The sequence below is a fragment of the Parasediminibacterium schistidii genome (assembly GCF_046546515.1).
GTDB lineage: Bacteria > Bacteroidota > Bacteroidia > Chitinophagales > Chitinophagaceae > Parasediminibacterium.
The window spans coordinates 35,135-52,548 of record NZ_JBKHKJ010000033.1 but is presented as its reverse complement, the minus strand read 5'-3'; the positions used below and the strand labels follow the sequence as shown (position 1 = coordinate 52,548).

Annotated in this window: 16 protein-coding genes; 12 read left to right on the top strand and 4 right to left on the bottom strand. The window is 39.1% G+C overall.

The window, feature by feature from the left end; genetic code table 11:
- The 6 genes from ACHFIY_RS16485 to ACHFIY_RS16460 all read left to right on the top strand — a co-directional run.
- Positions 1–534 (top strand): T9SS type B sorting domain-containing protein (locus ACHFIY_RS16485; protein ID WP_410847217.1); only part of this gene is annotated, 534 nt, incomplete at its 5' end.
- Positions 535–1,368: 834 nt separating this feature from the next.
- Positions 1,369–2,676, top strand: coding sequence for a 30S ribosomal protein S12 methylthiotransferase RimO (gene rimO, locus ACHFIY_RS16480; RefSeq protein ID WP_410847216.1), 1,308 nt, complete (start codon positions 1,369–1,371; stop codon positions 2,674–2,676).
- Positions 2,677–2,866: 190 nt separating this feature from the next.
- Positions 2,867–4,498, top strand: a complete 1,632-nt coding sequence (bshC, locus tag ACHFIY_RS16475) for a bacillithiol biosynthesis cysteine-adding enzyme BshC (protein ID WP_410847215.1) — start codon at positions 2,867–2,869, stop codon at positions 4,496–4,498.
- A gap of 60 nt (positions 4,499–4,558) precedes the next feature.
- Positions 4,559–4,981 (top strand): hypothetical protein, encoded by a 423-nt coding sequence (locus ACHFIY_RS16470; protein ID WP_410847214.1) that lies wholly within the window; start codon positions 4,559–4,561, stop codon positions 4,979–4,981.
- Between the two features lie 100 nt (positions 4,982–5,081).
- Complete coding sequence (locus tag ACHFIY_RS16465; protein ID WP_410847213.1) at positions 5,082–6,224, top strand: sensor histidine kinase; 1,143 nt, start codon at positions 5,082–5,084, stop codon at positions 6,222–6,224.
- Positions 6,221–6,922, top strand: coding sequence for a LytR/AlgR family response regulator transcription factor (locus ACHFIY_RS16460; RefSeq protein WP_410847212.1), 702 nt, complete (start codon positions 6,221–6,223; stop codon positions 6,920–6,922). Before ACHFIY_RS16465 ends, ACHFIY_RS16460 begins: the two co-directional genes overlap by 4 nt.
- Before the next feature lie 197 nt (positions 6,923–7,119).
- Here ACHFIY_RS16460 and ACHFIY_RS16455 read toward each other — a convergent pair whose 3' ends face one another.
- Positions 7,120–7,368 carry a hypothetical protein gene (locus ACHFIY_RS16455; protein WP_410847211.1) on the bottom strand — a complete coding sequence of 83 codons (249 nt, stop codon included), beginning with the start codon at positions 7,366–7,368 and terminating at the stop codon, positions 7,120–7,122.
- Between the two features lie 213 nt (positions 7,369–7,581).
- Here ACHFIY_RS16455 and ACHFIY_RS16450 point away from each other — a divergent pair, with 213 nt between their 5' ends.
- From ACHFIY_RS16450 to ACHFIY_RS16425, 6 genes are all read left to right on the top strand, one after another.
- The gene (locus ACHFIY_RS16450) at positions 7,582–8,514 is read left to right on the top strand and encodes a phosphoribosylaminoimidazolesuccinocarboxamide synthase (protein ID WP_410847210.1); all 933 of its coding nucleotides are present in this window, start codon (positions 7,582–7,584) and stop codon (positions 8,512–8,514) included.
- A gap of 292 nt (positions 8,515–8,806) precedes the next feature.
- Positions 8,807–9,478 carry a cytochrome c biogenesis protein CcsA gene (gene ccsA, locus ACHFIY_RS16445; protein WP_410847209.1) on the top strand — a complete coding sequence of 224 codons (672 nt, stop codon included), beginning with the start codon at positions 8,807–8,809 and terminating at the stop codon, positions 9,476–9,478.
- A gap of 1 nt (position 9,479) precedes the next feature.
- Entirely contained in the window at positions 9,480–9,701 is a 222-nt protein-coding gene (locus tag ACHFIY_RS16440; RefSeq protein WP_410847208.1) for a CcmD family protein, read from the top strand.
- Between the two features lie 116 nt (positions 9,702–9,817).
- Entirely contained in the window at positions 9,818–11,227 is a 1,410-nt protein-coding gene (locus tag ACHFIY_RS16435) for a Glu/Leu/Phe/Val family dehydrogenase (protein WP_410847207.1), read from the top strand.
- A 311-nt stretch (positions 11,228–11,538) separates the two neighbouring features.
- Positions 11,539–12,930, top strand: a complete 1,392-nt coding sequence (mgtE, locus tag ACHFIY_RS16430) for a magnesium transporter (RefSeq protein ID WP_410847206.1) — start codon at positions 11,539–11,541, stop codon at positions 12,928–12,930.
- A gap of 90 nt (positions 12,931–13,020) precedes the next feature.
- Positions 13,021–13,806: a PhzF family phenazine biosynthesis protein gene (locus tag ACHFIY_RS16425; protein ID WP_410847205.1), complete on the top strand. Its 786-nt coding sequence runs from the start codon at positions 13,021–13,023 to the stop codon at positions 13,804–13,806.
- A gap of 145 nt (positions 13,807–13,951) precedes the next feature.
- On the opposite strand, the gene ACHFIY_RS16420 is transcribed toward ACHFIY_RS16425, so the two are convergent.
- The 3 genes from ACHFIY_RS16420 to ACHFIY_RS16410 form a co-directional block, all read right to left on the bottom strand.
- Entirely contained in the window at positions 13,952–14,581 is a 630-nt protein-coding gene (locus ACHFIY_RS16420; RefSeq protein ID WP_410847204.1) for a response regulator transcription factor, read from the bottom strand.
- Positions 14,556–16,316, bottom strand: a complete 1,761-nt coding sequence (locus ACHFIY_RS16415) for a tetratricopeptide repeat-containing sensor histidine kinase (protein WP_410847203.1) — start codon at positions 16,314–16,316, stop codon at positions 14,556–14,558. Before ACHFIY_RS16415 ends, ACHFIY_RS16420 begins: the two co-directional genes overlap by 26 nt.
- Before the next feature lie 883 nt (positions 16,317–17,199).
- On the bottom strand, positions 17,200–17,370 hold the full coding sequence (locus tag ACHFIY_RS16410; protein WP_410847202.1) for a hypothetical protein: 171 nt from the start codon (positions 17,368–17,370) through the stop codon (positions 17,200–17,202).
- Positions 17,371–17,414 lie beyond the last annotated feature (44 nt).

Sequence of the window (17,414 nt, the reverse complement as noted above, 5' to 3'; positions counted from 1 at the left end):
AATAAAGATATACAAGGGTGCATAAACTGTATGAAACAAAGTCATGAAAAAATATCCTTTTTTCTTCTCGTAACTATTGCTATTTTATTCAGTTGTTCCAAGTCCAAAACACAAGCGAAGACTATTAATTGTGATGGATTGATAACAGACACACTAAGTACAAATGATAGTGGCAGGATTTACATGCCTAATGCTTTTACGCCTAATGGAGATGGTTTAAATGACATCATTTACCCCTTTGCATGGAATATTAATTCCATTGAATTTACAATTTATGATGAGGATAACAATATCGTTTTTACAACTACGCAGTTACATAATGTATGGCAACCTATACCTAACCCTGTCGTAAATACAAAATACTATTATAGAATTCAGGCTACAACTACTACCAATCATAAAATTGGGTTGTGCGGGGATTTGTACATGCTTAGTTGTATGCCTAAAAATGCACCTGTTTTATATTTTGAAGATCAGCTTTCTGTTAATGGGTTTACTGTGCCAACAGCTGAGGTATTGGGAACATGCCCATAAAAATAACAACTGGCTTTAATAAGTTTTAAGTGATGTACAAAACATTTGAAATAGTAAATGAAATTCTGCTTGCTGAATATTTCCAATAAAAAAAGTACCCATTTATTGTTTTATACTACTTGCCTCTATACTTGCTTTCAGCGCAAGACTTCCCATTATTTAAAATTGGAAAAGGCAAAGTTGGCACTCCCTTACAAAAGTGTCTATAAAACTTTTTCGCTTTGTCCTGATACCCCCCAATCTATAAAAATCTTATCTTTGTGGTAGAAATGCACTTGATAGAAACTACTTACCAAACTAGTGTCCTGGCATCCTATTCGTAGCTCTTTTTTTACTAATATTAAGATAGTTGTAGTCTCAAAATTTGGTCATGTATTTATGGCTGTAAAATATGCACAAATCACGCATAAAATAAGCATAAATTATGCACAAACCAAGCACAAATTACGCATAAAATAAGCATAAAATAAGCATAAAATAAGCATAAAATAAGCACAAAAATTTGATGTTGTTGTTGATAATCAATGGCTTACAAGTGTGGTAACGATTTTTGAAAAAAGAAACAGCGTAAAAATCCTACAAAAAATGCAAAACTGAAACTATTTTAATATAACACTAGGAAATATTGATATTATTAAAAATAAGTAGATGTTGTCCTCTTGCCCTGTTACTGTTACCTTTCTTTTGGGTAACTTGTCCCTGTCTTTCGGGAGGGGTAAGGTTGGGCTAGGTTGATTTTTTAATAAAAAAGCGAAAACCTTTTTATGAACCCCTTACTACTTTACGACTTATGACTTACGACTTATGCCTAATCACTTACCTTTGCCCACATTTATGAAAGCAAGGACGCTACAAAAAGACAAAGTAAACATCATTACGCTAGGTTGCAGCAAGAACCTGGTGGACAGCGAAGTGCTGAGCGGGCAACTGGCCGCCAACGCAATTGACGTGGTGCATGAAAACAAAAAACTAGACCATAATATTGTGGTGGTGAATACTTGTGGGTTTATCGACAAAGCCAAGGAGGAAAGCATCAATACCATCCTGGACCAGTTGGAACTAAAACGCCGTGGCAAACTGGACAAGGTATTTGTTACAGGCTGCCTCAGCGAACGATACCGCAACGATTTGGAGTTGGAAATGCCGCAGGTTGATGCGTGGTTCGGTACTATGGAATTGCCTTTGATGCTGAAAAGGTTTGAAGTTGACTATAAAGCAGAACTGGTTGGCGAGCGTTTGCTTAGCACCCCCCAGCATTATGCCTATTTAAAAATAAGCGAAGGCTGTAACCGTACCTGTTCTTTTTGTGCCATCCCATTGATGCGTGGTCAGCATGTAAGCAAAACGATTGAGGCATTGGTTGCGGAAGCAGAAGGCTTGGTAAAAAAGGGCGTGAAAGAAGTAATGCTAATTGCACAGGAGCTGACTTATTACGGCTTGGATATTTACAAAAAAAGGGAATTGCCAAGGCTGCTCCATGCACTCGCAGATGTAAAAGGTTTGGAGTGGATTAGGCTACATTATGCTTACCCATCCAAATTCCCGTTGGAAATATTGGATGTAATGCGGGAACGGGAAAATATTTGCAAATACCTCGACATGCCACTGCAACATGCCAGCAACAACATGCTAAAAGCCATGAAGCGCAATATTACCCGTGAGGAAATGAGCGAACTAATCCACCAAATAAGGGAGCGTGTGCCGGGTATTTGCCTGCGTACCACTTTGATTGCTGGCTTCCCCGGCGAAACAGAGGAAGATGTAGAAGAACTGAAAGCATTTTTAGTAGAGCATAAGTTTGACAGGGTAGGTATATTCTCTTACAGCCACGAGGAAAATACATCTGCCCATTTGCTGGAAGATAATATTTCACAAGAAGACAAAGAATTGCGTGCGCAGGAGATAATGGAAGTGCAGCAGGAAATAAGCCTGGAACGCAACCAAGAAAAAGTAGGCAAGACCTTAAAAGTAATTGTTGACAAGCGTGAAGCAGGCCGTTACCTTGGCCGCACTGAATTTGACAGCGTGGAAGTGGACAATGAAGTAATCATCAACACCACCAAAAGACTAAAAATCGGCGATTTTGTAATGGTTAAAATTACCAAGGCGTTCGATTATGACTTAGAAGGCGAACTGGTGTAGGGTTGTTTTAAATTTTAAGTTTTATTGATTTAACCAAAAAGCCGCAAAAGAAGTAAAATCTTTTTTGTGTCCTTTGTGACTTTAACCTTGTGTACCTTGTGGTTTAAAAACGCTTTGCCTTTTTTATTTTGTAAGTAGTAATTCCATTAGATAGCCTTATTATAATTTTGTTGCTTATCCGCAAATGATTATGGGCAATAATTCAGAAGCTTTGAATGTTTCTTATGCGTCAACAGGTTTCTTATCCAAATTGGTGTCTGAATATATTACTGGCAATGAGCAACTAAAGCCATTTTACCAGCATCCCGTTTCTATGGAAGGGGTTTTGGATTCCATAGAAGCCCGCAAAGCATACCCTACCAACCGGGTTTTATTGGTAGATGAACTAACAAAGCAATACCATGGCATTGCCCTTACAGGAAAACAACAGCACAATCTCCGCGCATTATTAAGCAAGCATACATTTACCATTACCACGGCACACCAGCCCAATATTTTTACGGGGCCATTGTATTTTATTTATAAAATAATCCATGTTATTAAGCTGGCAGCCAATTTAAAGATAAAATTGCCTGATTATGATTTTGTGCCTGTTTACTATATGGGCAGCGAAGATGCTGACTTAGACGAACTAGGCTATATCAACCTGAACGGTGAGAAATTGGTTTGGCAAACCAACCAAACAGGCGCCGTAGGTAGGATGAAGGTGGACAAAGCCTTGCTACAAATGATTACTAAAATAGCAGGAGAAATAGGTATCTACCCTTATGGGGAAGAATTGACGGAAAATTTTGCGCGTTGTTATACCATTGGCAAAACAATCCAGCAAGCCACGCTAGAATTAGTAAACAGTTTGTTTGCTGAATATGGTTTGTTAATTGTGATACCAGACAATACAGCGTTAAAAGCAAGTTTTAACCCATTTATTGAAAAAGAAATAGTAGAACAATTCTCACATCAAGCTGTTGGTGAAACAATACAAGAGCTTAGAAAGCATTACAAACCACAGGCTGGAGGTAGGGAGTTAAATTTATTTTATTTGATTGGGCATGAACGGGAAAGGATTGAAATAGTGAAACCTGATGCCTCCCATTTAAGGGAGACGGGCTTGCGCTATACAGTACCATCTTTACAGCTAGATTGGAACCTAGAAGAAATAATGGCAGAAGCAAAAGCACACCCAGAAAGGTTTAGCGCCAATGTAATATTAAGGGGCTTGTTTCAGGAAACCATTTTGCCTAATATTGCGTTTATAGGTGGGGGAGGGGAACTGGCTTATTGGTTAGAATTGAAAAAAGTATTTGCATTGGCCAATGTGCCATATCCAATGCTGATATTGCGCAATTCTTTTTTGTTAGTCAAGCAAAACCATGAAGAAAAGATAAACAAACTTGGTTTTGCCATTGGAGATCTTTTTTCAAATGAAATGGAATTGGTTAATAAATTGGTACGCAGCCATTCTGAGCATCAATTGAGCATAGATGCAGAAAAAGCAATCATAGAAAAAGCTTATCAGCAATTGAAAAATGCGGCTTCAGCCATTGATGGTACGCTGTCTGTGCATGTGGATGCCATGCAGAAAAGGGCATGGAAACAATTGCTTGAACTGGAAAAGAAAATGCTGAGGGCAGAAAAAAGAAAGTTTACCGAGCAACAGCAGGCAATTTCAAATTTAAAACGAGCATTGTTTCCAAATGATAATTTGCAAGAAAGAGTAGAAAATTTTGCTGTTTATTATTCCCTGCAGGGAAAAAGATGGCTTGGCACTATTTATGATTATTCAAACACATTTGAACAAACATTTTGCATATTAAAGCAGTAGTTTATAATTAGCTTAAAGGTAAAATGAACTTTTTTTTACAACTCTTATTTCAACCCCCTTATGAGTAGCACCAATTTATGGCCATCCTTTAGCAATATTGCAGTTACAAAAACACCCAAAATTATCTTGCAGGAGCAGGGTGTTTTTCTTGAGAAAGCATGTACCCCTTTTCTTATAACAGAAATAATTACCACGCCCCACAACCATAATATTAACAACAACAAGGTTTCTCATGCATTGAAAATTACGGCTCCATTGGTAGAAAATTACACGGCTATTGTAATAGTAGTAGAGCATGACCCGATAAAAATATACCCAACTACTGTTGCCTCCCGTATTAGGCTAATGCCTGTGGCTTATAATGCAAGCAACGAAGAAGAATTGGTGGCATTACTGAAAAAAATTTTTGAAGAAAAAGAAACAGTTGAAACCATACAAAGCTTGCTTTCCCAAGGCAAAGCAGCACAAATGTTCGGTAAGTAAGCTTTACAAACGCTCATTTATTCACCGATTGAATGTTTCTTTTTACCAATTATAATATAATCAGGCTTTTGTCCATGCTACATTTGGAAAAAGAAGAATAGTGGGTATATCATTAAATAGCGTAAGCGGAAGGAATAAAAGGGCTTTAATCATTATTTTACATATTGCTGTTTGGGCTTGTTTTATATTAGTCCCTTTTATTTTCCAGCCCCAGCCAAAAGCATTGCCTGCGGTAATGGCCAATCACTTCAAGATTGTTTTACTTACAAGCAGTATCTACCTGATTGCTTTTTATTACATCAATACCCAATTGCTTATACCAAAGCTACTGTTTACACGGCAGTGGGGTTGGTATATTTTTAGCATAATAGCTTTATTTATTGCTTTTTTGTACCTGCCAGAATGGGTTGCCTCGCTTTTTGGCGAGCAGCCTAGCGAGGCCGATTTTAAGATTGCAGCCATAGAAAGGGCAAAAAGCCGCTTTGCAGACAGCATACCCCCAAACATGCCCCACAAACCTAGTTTTGGTGGCGGCAGGAACAGGTTTAGGTTTTTTCCAGGGTCATACCTCATTTTTATCCTCGTATTTGCTATTAGCACCTGTATATCGGTCATGCAGCAATGGCTAAAAACGGAAGAGCACAAAAAAGAGATAGAAAGGGAAAAACTAAATACAGAGCTACAGTTCCTGAAATCGCAGGTAAACCCTCATTTCTTTTTTAATACGTTAAATAATATTTATTCCTTGGCAGTTACAGGCAGCGACCAAACTGCAACAGCTATCTTAAAACTATCGGCTATAATGCGCTACATCATTTCTGATGCCCAGAGCAATTTGGTGCCATTGGAAAACGAAATAGCCTTTATAAATGATTTTATCCATTTGCAGTTGGTAAGGCTTACAGACAAGGTGGTGGTTCAATTTACAAGTGAGGGTGATGTAGGCAGCAAAATGATTGCCCCGCTTATTTTTATCCCTTTTGTGGAAAATGCTTTCAAGTATGGCGTAAGCACCAAAGAAAAATCAACCATTACCTTCCACATGCAAACGAGTGATAAAAGGGTGCTTTTCTCTGCCTCAAACAAAATTGTGCAAACAGAAAATAAAAATAGGGAAACTACAGGTATTGGCATCAATAATGTTAAGAGAAGGTTAGATTTATTGTACCCCAACAAGCATCGGTTACAAATTTTCAACACGGATCAAACTTTTTCCATCCAACTAGAAATTACATTGAAATGATTACAGCAATTGCATTAGACGACGAGCCTCTAGCATTGAAATTGATTAGCCAACATTGCGAGAAAATTAGTTTCCTCCACTTAAAAAAAGTGTTTACCAACCCCGATGAAGCAGCAGATTACTTAAACGAGCATAAAATAGACATTATTTTTCTGGATATACAAATGCCCGATATAAATGGGATGCAGTTTTATAAAAAGCTTGCTGCACCACCACAGGTTATTTTTGCAACTGCCTATAGGGATTATGCCGTGGAAGGGTTTAATGTAGATGCTATTGATTATTTGTTGAAGCCATTTGAATACGACCGTTTTCTTAAAGCTGTTTATAAGGCAAAAGAACACTTAGAATTTTTAGCTACTCAAGACGTGAACTTAAATTCCTTGTTTATAAAAGTGAATTATGAGATGATGAAAATCAATCTCCGAGACATTGATTTAATCGAGGCTTTGGACGATTATATCAAAATCCACATAAAACCTGTGCCTGTGTTAACCTTGATGACCTTGAAAAGCGTTCTGGAGAAATTGCCATCTCAGGAATTTATAAGGGTACACCGATCTTACATTATACCAATATCTAAAATAGAAAAGTTTACAAAAACAAAAATTAATGTTGGCGGCAAAGAGATACCTATTGGTTCTAGCTATGCCGATGTACATGAAACATTGCTGCAAAGAAGCAATGTGATGGCATAGTAAAAGCATTGAAACCTATAAGAAATGGTGTGCGTAGGGCTGTATTCCATACGCCCTTCTAATAAAATATGTACGTTTAATTTAGGGTACAGTCTATTTTAGATTAATAAAGTGGGTATTTCTCAATAAAAATGGCTTCCATCACGGGAAGCCATTTTTATTGAGAAATACCCACTTACAATTTTTATTAATCAAAATTATATTTCGAATATTTTATTATTCCTTCTAATTTTTACTATGCCATACAAAACAACAACCCCAACTAAAAGAGTTAGGCCAGCAGTTCCGTCAAAAGGCACATCTGAAGAACCATCAGGAGGTGGGTCAAGCGGACCATCATCTTGAGCCTTAACCCCGCCACAAAAAACAAGTGAGAATAAAAGCACAGTAAAAGCCATTATTGCAATATCCCTAAACTTTTTTATTAAACCTTTCTTTATTTGCATTTTTCCTTATCTTAAAGATAATTAAACAAAGTTATAGAATATATTTATATATAGCCCATTGAAACTGTTTATTTATTAACAATTATACAAAAATGCAATAATCGTTCCAAATTACAAAATATCATTCTTGATGCGTAAATAATAGTGCCGGTAAAGCAATTCTTTTTTATAGTTTTTGTTGATTGCAAAGCAAGCTAACATTACTTTTGGGGCATGGCAACATTTACATTCCCTCGGCAAACGGCCTTTTATAGCGGCAAAGTAAGAGATGTATATACTATTGGCAAAGAAGTGTTGGTAATGGTAGCAAGCGACCGCATATCGGCTTTTGACGTGATACTGCCTAAGCCTATACCTTTTAAAGGCCAAGTACTCAACCAAATAGCGGCCTATATGCTAAAAGCCACGGAGGATATTTGCCCAAACTGGTTAATGGAAGTTCCTGCACCCAATGCCTCCATTGGTAAATATTGCCAGCCATTTAAATTAGAAATGGTAGTGAGGGGCAACTTAACAGGGCATTCCTGGCGCACATATTCCAGTGGCGGCAGGCAATTGTGTGGCGTAGCAATGCCCGAGGGCATGAAAGAAAACGATTTTTTCCCTGCACCCATCATTACGCCTACTACTAAGGCATCAAAAGGGCATGACGAGGACATTAGCAAGGAAGAAATTATTGCACAGGGGCTTGTAAGCACCGAAGACTGGGCTATATTGGAAAAATATACACTTGCCATTTTTGAAAGGGGAAAAGCCCTTGCTGCTGCAAGGGGGCTAGTGCTGGCAGATACCAAATACGAGTTTGGCAAAATTGGCAATACCATTTACCTGATGGACGAAATACACACCCCCGACAGCTCCCGTTATTTTTATGCAGAAGGTTTTGACGAAAAGCAAGTAAAAGGCGAAAGGCAAAGGCAGCTAAGCAAGGAATTTGTGAGGGAGTGGCTGATAGCAAATGATTTCATGGGCAAGGAAGGGCAAACCGTGCCAGCAATGAGCAGCGAATGGATTGATACCATCAGCAAAAGGTATATAGAGCTGTATGAAACATTGATTGGTAAGCCTTTTGAGCCGCAGGTTTTATCGGATGAGGAAATATTCGTTATGATAGTGGAAGCTTTAGGAAAATTGCCATCTTTATAAAAATGTTTATTGCAACTACCTGTTTATATTGCCACAAAGCCACGAAAGTACTAAAAGGAACAACGGGAAAATGAAGAAAATATATTGATAACATAAAAGCCCTTTCTTTTCTTTTTTCTTTCCTTCCTTCGTGCCGCTTTGGGTCTTTGTGGCGAAAAAAGTATTTTGCCAATGTGTGAGTAATACCAACTTTTGCTTATCCTTATTGTTTTGCTGTTATCCATTGCACTACTTTTGCATCCCCCTTGCTAAGGGTTGTCACAACTTTATATGATACTAAAATAATTCCTGCATGTTGCGTTCTTCCTGGTGGAAAATATTGTGTTTTTTATTGCTAATATATGTCTGTTCTTATGGGTTTATAGTAGATGTGCCCAAACTAGACGACAGGCTGCAACAGAGCATCCGCAACTTCTTTTTCCATGTGCCCATGTGGTTTGGCATGATGGTTTTGCTGCTTGTATCCTTGGTATATTCTATCAAATACCTGAACAACCCCACCCCAATCAATGATTTTTACGCTTCTTCTTATGCTGCCACTGGCACTATTTTCGGGTGCATGGGCATTGTAACAGGTGCATTGTGGGCCAACTACCAATGGGGACAACCCTGGAGTGGCGACCCTAAGCAAAACGGTGCTGCCATTGCCCTGCTCATTTACCTTGCTTATTTTGTGTTAAGGGGTAGTATGCTAGACGATGAAAAGCGTGCAAGGATAGGTGCCGTGTATAATATTTTTGCCTTTTTTATGCTCTTCCCCACTTTATGGATATTGCCTAGGCTCACGCAATCGCTGCACCCGGGAGGGCAGGGAAGTTCTGGCAACCCGGGCATTAACGGAAAAGACCTTGCCCCTTCCATGAAATTGGTATTCTGGCCAGCAGTTTTGGGCTGGACATTGCTAGGTGTTTGGATAACTACACTGAAAATAAGGTTACAAATTTTAACTGAAAAGCACTTATAATATGAACAAGATAAAAAGGTTGTTTGCCACTATGTTTTTAGCTGTGGTTGCTTTAGCTACAAATGCCCAAACTGCCGTGGGTGCAAAACCAGAAACACAGGATTTCATGCGTAGCAATGGAAAGATATATGTGGTAATGGCAGTAATACTGATTATATTAACTGGCTTTTTTGCTTACCTAGTAAGTGTTGACCGAAAAATAAGCAAACTGGAGAAAAATTAGGAATTAGGAATTAAAAATTAGGAATTGAAAAATGCTATTGTATAATAATTCATAACTCCTAACTCATAATTCTCAATAATTCCTAATTCCTAATTTTTAATTCCTAATTAATAACGATGTCTTACAGTTTTTTTGAAAGCGTAGAAAAAAGTTTTGACAAAGCCGCCCATTTTACAAAATGGGACAAAGGCTTGCTTGCACAAATAAAAGCGTGCAATAGCGTTTATAGTATGCGGTTCCCTGTGAAAATGGACGATGGCCGCATAGAAGTAATAGAAGCCTACCGGGTGCAGCATTCGCAGCACAAAACCCCGTGCAAAGGCGGTATCCGTTTTAGCCCTGAGGTAAACCAGGACGAGGTAATGGCACTTGCCAGCCTAATGACGTACAAATGTGCCATTGTTAACGTGCCTTTTGGTGGCGGCAAAGGGGGCATTAAAATAAACCCACGAAAGCACAGTGCTTACGAACTGGAAAAAATAACCCGCCGCTATACTGCCGAGTTGGTAAAGAAGAATTTTATTGGCCCAGGTATAGACGTACCTGCACCAGACTATGGCACTGGGGAAAGGGAAATGGCGTGGATTGTAGATACTTATTTATCACTGAAACCCGGCGAAATAGACGGTGCAGGCTGTGTTACGGGCAAGCCAATATCGCAAGGTGGCGTTAATGGCCGCAAGGAAGCTACTGGACTGGGTGTTTTCTTTGGGGTGAGGGAGGTTTGCGATATGCCAGATATTATGGCCAAATTAGGCTTGGCAACTGGTATAGAAGGCAAAAGGGTAATAGTGCAAGGATTGGGCAATGTAGGTTACCATTGTGCTAAGTTTTTCAGGGAGCATGGGGCAATTGTAGTAGCCATTGCAGAATATGAAGGGGCTGTTTACAACGAAAACGGCATTAACGAAGAAGAATTGTTCCAATATAGGAAAGCTACAGGCACTGTATTAAACTTTGGTGGTGCTACTAATATCATAAACAGTAGCGATGCACTGGAACTTGATTGCGACATATTGATACCTGCTGCACTGGAAAATGTGATTGACGGCAAAAATGCACCGAACATCAAAGCAAAAATTATTGGGGAAGCTGCAAATGGTCCGTTGACGCCAGAAGCAGATGAAATATTTGCAGGAAAGGGTGTGTTGGTAATTCCTGATATGTACTTGAATGCAGGTGGCGTAACCGTTTCTTACTTTGAATGGCTGAAAAACCTAAGCCATGTTCGCTACGGGAGGCTGGAAAAAAGGTTTACTGAAAACATGAACCACCTAATACTAGAAGAAATTGAAGAGTTGACTGGCAAACAAGCAACGCCAAAAGCAAGGAAACTGATAGAGCATGGCCCCGATGAAATAGACCTAGTACATAGCGGCCTAGAGGAAACAATGATTAGTGCCACGAGGGAAATAATGAAAATATGGAAAGAAAACCCGGAAATACCCGATATGCGCACTGCGGCCTATGTATGTGCCATTAACAAAGTAGCTACAAGCTATACAGAGCTAGGCATTTTCCCATAAGGAAACGCTTGAAACAAATAGAAATAGAAATAATAAAAAAGGGGCCTACCACAAGTAAGCCTCTTTTTTTATGTGCTATACAATTGCCCCACACAACTCCTAAAAGGAAGCAAATAAGCATAAAGCTATATCGGGTACTAATGTGTTATTTTGGATTGCGCAACATAATTTGTGCGCATTAAATGCTTATTGCTTGGTGTACTTTGTGTTTCCTATTCATTGTGAACCTTGTGGTAAAAAATAAACACAAAATTTATGATAACCTCAATAAATTAATATACCCAAAACGGGTAAACCCGTAATTTGCAGCCATGAGCGTAGAACTGGAAAACGAAGGCTTAATACAGGAATTTGAAGGCATTGTGGCTTCAGAAAACAAACAAGTGCTGGCCGATTTCCTGAACGACCAGAATATTAGCGACGTAGCGGAGTTAATTAATGAATTTCCTGAGTACGAGGCACTTATTATTGGCAACATGGCCGTGAACAGGGCTGCCAGTGTTTTTAAGATACTGGATATTTCGCAGCAGAAGGATATTGTTAAGGAACTTAGTTCCTTTAAAACGGCCGAGCTACTCAATGAACTGCCCCCCGATGACCGTACTGACTTTTTAGAAGAACTGCCCAAGAATGCAATCAGGGATTTGATTAAATTATTGAACCCAGAGGAAAGAAAAATTACCCTTACGCACCTTGGCTACCCCGAAGACAGCGTGGGTAGGCTAATGACACCCGATTATGTGTATGTATATGAACACAACAGCATAGAGGAAGTATTTGCTACCCTGCGGGCAGTAGCAAAAAACACAGAAACAATAGATGTAATCTATGTCATCAATGAGAATGGTGAACTGATAGATGATATAAGAATTAGGGATGTAATATTAGCTTTGCCGGGCAAATTGGTAAACCAGATTATTGATGGCAGGGTAGTAGCTTTGAACGTAAATGACGACCAGGAACATGCCAACCAAGTGTTTAAAATGAACAATCGGGTGGCTCTTCCGGTTACGGACGATAATAATATTCTCCTTGGCATTGTTACTATTGATGATATGCTTTGGGTGGCCAACGAAGAGTATAGCGAGGATATGCAAAAAATGGGTGGTACCGAGGCTTTGGACGAACCCTATTTGGATATACCCCTGCTAAAATTGTTCAGGAAAAGGATAGGCTGGCTGGTAGTATTGTTTTTGGGCGAAATGCTTACTGCTACCGCAATGGGCTATTTTGAAGATGAAATAGCCAAAGCAGTCGTTTTGGCGCTGTTTGTACCGTTGATTATTAGTAGCGGCGGCAATAGCGGCAGCCAGGCAAGTACCTTAATTATACAGGCAATGGCCGTGGGCGATATTAGCCTAAGCGATTGGTGGCGGGTGCTGCGCCGCGAATTGATAAGCGGCTTACTGCTAGGCAGTGTGTTAGGTATCATTGGCTTTGTAAGGGTAGCTGTTTGGCACAGCATAGCCCCAACATTGTATGGGCAACACTGGAACCTAATTGGCTGTACTGTTGGCTTTAGCCTGTTAGGCGTGGTGCTTTGGGGCACACTAAGTGGCTCTATGCTGCCAATAGCTTTAAAAAAGCTAGGCGCCGACCCTGCCGTATCTTCCGCCCCATTTGTAGCCACATTGGTAGATGTTACCGGGCTGATTATTTATTTTAGCGTAGCTTATATGTTTTTAAAAGGATACCTACTTTAATTAAGAATTGAGAATTAGGAATTAGGAATGTATTTCCTATAAACAATTAATTTCAAATTCTCAATTCCTAATTCTTAATTCTTAATTCTCATGCCTTACCACTTATACCAAGTAGATGCCTTTACAAATACCATTTTTGGTGGCAACCCTGCGGCTGTTTGCCCTTTGCAGGAGTGGCTGCCTACTGAAAAAATGCAGCAATTGGCCAATGAAAACAACCTTTCAGAAACCGCTTTTTTTGTGCAGGAAGGCGATGGGTTCTATATCCGCTGGTTTACGCCAGAGTTTGAGATAGACTTGGCTGGCCACCCAACGCTTGCTACGGCTCATGTACTTTTTAATTGTTTGGGCTATGAGAAAGATACCATCCGCTTCAATAGCAATAGCGGCATACTAGAAGTAGTAAAGAAAGAGGGCAATATATTGGAGATGAATTTCCCAAGCAGGATGCCTCTAGAAGCCGTTCCACCACCTGAATTGTTGGCGGGCTTTAATATCCAGCCTAAAGCTGTCTATAAAAGCAGGGACTACGTGTTGGTTTACAATACCCAGGCAGAAATTGCCAATCTAATACCCAATTTTTCTATCTTGAACCAAGTAGAAACAATGGGGATTATTGTAACAGCACCTGGGGATGAATGTGATTTTGTAAGCCGCTTTTTTGTACCCAACTCTGTTATTGGCGAAGATCCGGTAACCGGTTCTGCACATGCCACTTTAATCCCTTTCTGGGCAAAGGAGTTAAATAAAAATACTTTAGTGGCTAGGCAAATTTCTAAGCGTGGGGGCTTGCTGTTCTGCGAAGCCAAAGGCGACAGGGTAACTATTGCTGGGGAATCTGTTTTGTATATGAAGGGGGAATACAGGGTTAATTAGGAATTATCAATTAGGAATTACTTAACACAAATTGAAAGCAAATTAATGCTATTGCATGTTACTAAAAATGGGTTATTTTAGAATATATTTTTCCTGCACCCAGCCATTTTTTCACGCAATTGCTGCTATTTGCCTTATACCGCACCTATATCAGCCCTTGTTTCACGGCATTTAAAACCATTTCGGCTGTGTTGTTTGCCCCTAGTTTCTGGGCAATATTTTTCCGGTGAAATTCAACCGTGTTCAGGGATATAAATAGCTTTGAGGCTATTTCCTTGTTGCTCATCCCCTTTGCCAAAAATGTTAATACTTCATATTCACGTCCACTCAGAAGGCCATACAAGGTTTCGGTTGTGTCATTGATTTCCTTATTGACACCATTTCCCTCCATAAATTCTTTTGGGTAATAGGGCTTGTTGTTTACAATCCACTTTATGGCTGTAACCAATTGTTCTGGGCTGTCTTTTTTGTTGCAATAACCTTTTACGCCCATCCTTTTCAAGGTTTCTATGATTACGGGGGAATAGAGTTGGGTATAAGCAATAAGTGGCAGTTGGGGCCAAAGTGTATTTAATTCTTTCAAATGCCGCAAGGAGGCTATGCCTGGCATGATGCAATCTACTATAGCCAAGTCAGGCTCGGTAATTACCATCTGCTCTTTAAAAGTAGCAAAATTATTGGCTGTAAATGCAATAGAATATCCATTTTCCTGCAGGAAAGTGGCTGTGCCTTTCAGTAATAATTCATGATCATCCAATAGTGCTATCGACAGCATGGGCAGTAGTAAATTGTAAAACAAATGTACAAGTATTATCTTTGTTGTTCATAGCAGAAATACGGCCATGCGCTTTTTGCATTAATTGTGCGGTGATGTATAGCCCTAGGCCATAACCAGTTTCATAATTAGTACCCTTAGTGCCGGTTACTACGCCGCTAAAAAGCTGTTTGATAAGTGTTTCAGGCAGTTGGCCTTTATTTGTAAAAGAAACTATAGGGATACTGCCTTGCATAAAGCATTCAATTTTAATAATGCTTCCCAATGGGCTGAACTTTATGGCATTGCTAAGCACGTTCCTGCATACAATTTTAAATATTTCTTCTGGTATAGCTACTGACAGCCGCTCGTTGCTTGAGCTTATTTGCACGTCTAGTTGTTTGGGTTTTATCAGGTAGTTGTTTTGCGCCAGCAGTTCATCCATCGCCTTATAAACATCTACGGATGCATTTGTGGTTATCTCGTGGCCTAGTTCGCTCTTGCTCCATTGCAGCAGGTTTTGCAATACCTGGCTGCAACTGTTTAGCTGCTGCCTTACATCTTGGTAAAAAATATTATCAGTATCCCTGCCGTCTTCCATGCCCATTATTTCAAACAGGCTTTCCAGCGTTAGCAATGGGCTATTTAGGTCGTGGCTAATAGTGGCAAACACTTTCTTATTGATGGCATCTAGCTGTTGCAGTTGCAGGCTTTGTTGCTCCGCCAGTTTTTTTTGGTTATTTAATTGTTGGCGGTTTTGGTAAAGCAATACTGCGCCTATAGCTATCAAGGCCAAGGCTGCAAGGGCTACGATAAGTTGGTTTTGCCTCGCTTTTACAATGGCTTGTTGCTGCGTGTTGATGGTGGCCAAGGCTTTGTTTTCTTTTTCCCTGTACTCAATTTCTGCTTTCTTAAAACCTTCCAGTTGTGTTGGGCCATATAACTTTTCTGTTAGTTCATTTACTTTCTTACTGTAATAAACAGCGTTTGCAAAATCATGCAGGTGCTCATAGCAACCTGTTGCGCCCTGTGCAGCCCATAATAATTCCCCAGATTGGTCTTGTATGGCTTTTGCTTTATAAACAGTAAGGAAAATATGTAGCGCAGCCTTATATGCTTTATTGTCTTTTAATGTCTGTGCTTTATTTAGGAATACGTTGTAGTAGTGCGTATCAAAAGATGAGTCTATATGTGCCATGGCACTATCATAGTAGGCAAGTGCCTGTTTAAAATTTTTCTTGTCTAGGTTATAAACACTTCTACCCAATATTTCATAAAGTATAGGCACAAAGCTAGTTTGCTTGTACTGTGGATCCATGAAATAGGGCAACCCTTTCTTTGCAAAATAGCTGGCAGAATCATACCGTTTGCTGGTATTGTATATGTTTGCCTTAAAAAAACAATAAGCACCTATATACAAGCTATCCATGGCAGGCGTATGCATATTGTCTGCCAACTGTTTTGCTTTGGAAAGATACAAGTCCATCATGCTGGTGCTGCCTACCTGTTGGTAGGTACCGGCAATGCGCAGGCAAGTTTTTACTTTATTGATGCCCGATACGTTTTCATTGTTCAATATCCCCAGCATCAAAGCCACTGAAGAGTCGTATTTGCCTTGGTTCATATACTCGTCTGCTTTGTCATTTATACTTCTTATAAAGGATTTAATAGCCGTGTCCTTGCTGTTTTTTTGGGCATAACCCCCAGAAATACCTATGGCTAGAAGAACAACAATTAACTGAATCTTTAGCAGCATTAGACAATTTTTGTTTATCCTAATAAAACAGATATTTATACAAATAAAAAGTTTTTTGGTTTATTTGAAAACGCAATTTTCCTGTGCCAAATTGCCAAATGGGGTGCATAAAAGTCTCCTTACAAGCAAATGGTGTTTACCTAAAAACAACCAATTTATATGTAAAATTAGTGCCATTCGTGCTTTCGTGGTAAAATGGTTGTATAGGAGTTTTTCGCTTTTTAGTGAAAAAATACCCTACTATAACCCTGCCCGCCACTTATCCCAAAAAACCGGAACAAACACCCCCAGGGGCAAGAAGATGGGATGCAAAACGAGGACACTTATACAATTTCTATACTATTACTTTTTCTAAGTTTTTTATTAAAATAGTTTCAGTTTTGACAATTTTCGGTTTTTTTCCCTATTTGCGATTTTTTGAAAAAACGTCCCCATGCTTTTAAATCATTGATTATCAACAATAACGGCAAATTTTAATGCGTATTTTGTGCCTATTTTGTGCCTATTTTTTGAGTAATTCGTGCATACTTTTTGCGTATTTTATGCTCATTTTGTGCATACTTTTTGCTTATTTTACAGCCATCAATACAAGGCTAATTTTTTAAGCTAAAACTATCTTAATATTAATAAAAAAAGAACATTGATGCAAATACTAGTTGATAGCTTGTAAAATGTGTTTAACCTAGGTTTTTAGCAAGGGCATTTCTGGCACAAAGATAAGGTTTTTAAAGATTAAGGAATAGCGCCACAAAGCGAAAACTTTTATGCACCCGCCAAATGTGCATATTTTAAGAAAAAAAATAAGGGTAAATGCAAACCATTAGCTGTAGCACGGCTAAAAATTCTTGGAACACCAATTGCACTAATCCAAAACCCAAAACAATCACTGCGGTACTGGGAAAGTTTCTTTAAACCATTTGATGTCATGGATGGCCACGGGGCTTACGGCAAAATTTAGCAGGGCTTTTTCTTTGGTTACAATTACGAAGCCCGCCGGCTGTGAGGCAAAAGTCCTTAAACTGAAATATGTAGAATTAGATAGGCAATTTGGCATAAAATAATTTTGATGCGTTTGCCCTGCTATAAAACAAACCCTAC

Excerpts from the sequence above, each read along its gene's own strand:
- ACHFIY_RS16425 (WP_410847205.1), top strand. The coding sequence starts at position 13,021 with ATGCCTTACCACTTATACCAAGTAGATGCCTTTACAAATACCATTTTT.
- bshC (WP_410847215.1), top strand. The coding sequence starts at position 2,867 with ATGGGCAATAATTCAGAAGCTTTGAATGTTTCTTATGCGTCAACAGGT.
- ACHFIY_RS16410 (WP_410847202.1), bottom strand. The coding sequence starts at position 17,370 with ATGCCAAATTGCCTATCTAATTCTACATATTTCAGTTTAAGGACTTTT.
- ACHFIY_RS16415 (WP_410847203.1), bottom strand. The coding sequence starts at position 16,316 with ATGCTGCTAAAGATTCAGTTAATTGTTGTTCTTCTAGCCATAGGTATT.
- ACHFIY_RS16470 (WP_410847214.1), top strand. The coding sequence starts at position 4,559 with ATGAGTAGCACCAATTTATGGCCATCCTTTAGCAATATTGCAGTTACA.
- ACHFIY_RS16420 (WP_410847204.1), bottom strand. The coding sequence starts at position 14,581 with ATGCTGTCGATAGCACTATTGGATGATCATGAATTATTACTGAAAGGC.
- ACHFIY_RS16450 (WP_410847210.1), top strand. The coding sequence starts at position 7,582 with ATGGCAACATTTACATTCCCTCGGCAAACGGCCTTTTATAGCGGCAAA.
- ACHFIY_RS16435 (WP_410847207.1), top strand. The coding sequence starts at position 9,818 with ATGTCTTACAGTTTTTTTGAAAGCGTAGAAAAAAGTTTTGACAAAGCC.
- mgtE (WP_410847206.1), top strand. The coding sequence starts at position 11,539 with ATGAGCGTAGAACTGGAAAACGAAGGCTTAATACAGGAATTTGAAGGC.
- ccsA (WP_410847209.1), top strand. The coding sequence starts at position 8,807 with ATGTTGCGTTCTTCCTGGTGGAAAATATTGTGTTTTTTATTGCTAATA.
- rimO (WP_410847216.1), top strand. The coding sequence starts at position 1,369 with ATGAAAGCAAGGACGCTACAAAAAGACAAAGTAAACATCATTACGCTA.
- ACHFIY_RS16440 (WP_410847208.1), top strand. The coding sequence starts at position 9,480 with ATGAACAAGATAAAAAGGTTGTTTGCCACTATGTTTTTAGCTGTGGTT.
- ACHFIY_RS16460 (WP_410847212.1), top strand. The coding sequence starts at position 6,221 with ATGATTACAGCAATTGCATTAGACGACGAGCCTCTAGCATTGAAATTG.
- ACHFIY_RS16455 (WP_410847211.1), bottom strand. The coding sequence starts at position 7,368 with ATGCAAATAAAGAAAGGTTTAATAAAAAAGTTTAGGGATATTGCAATA.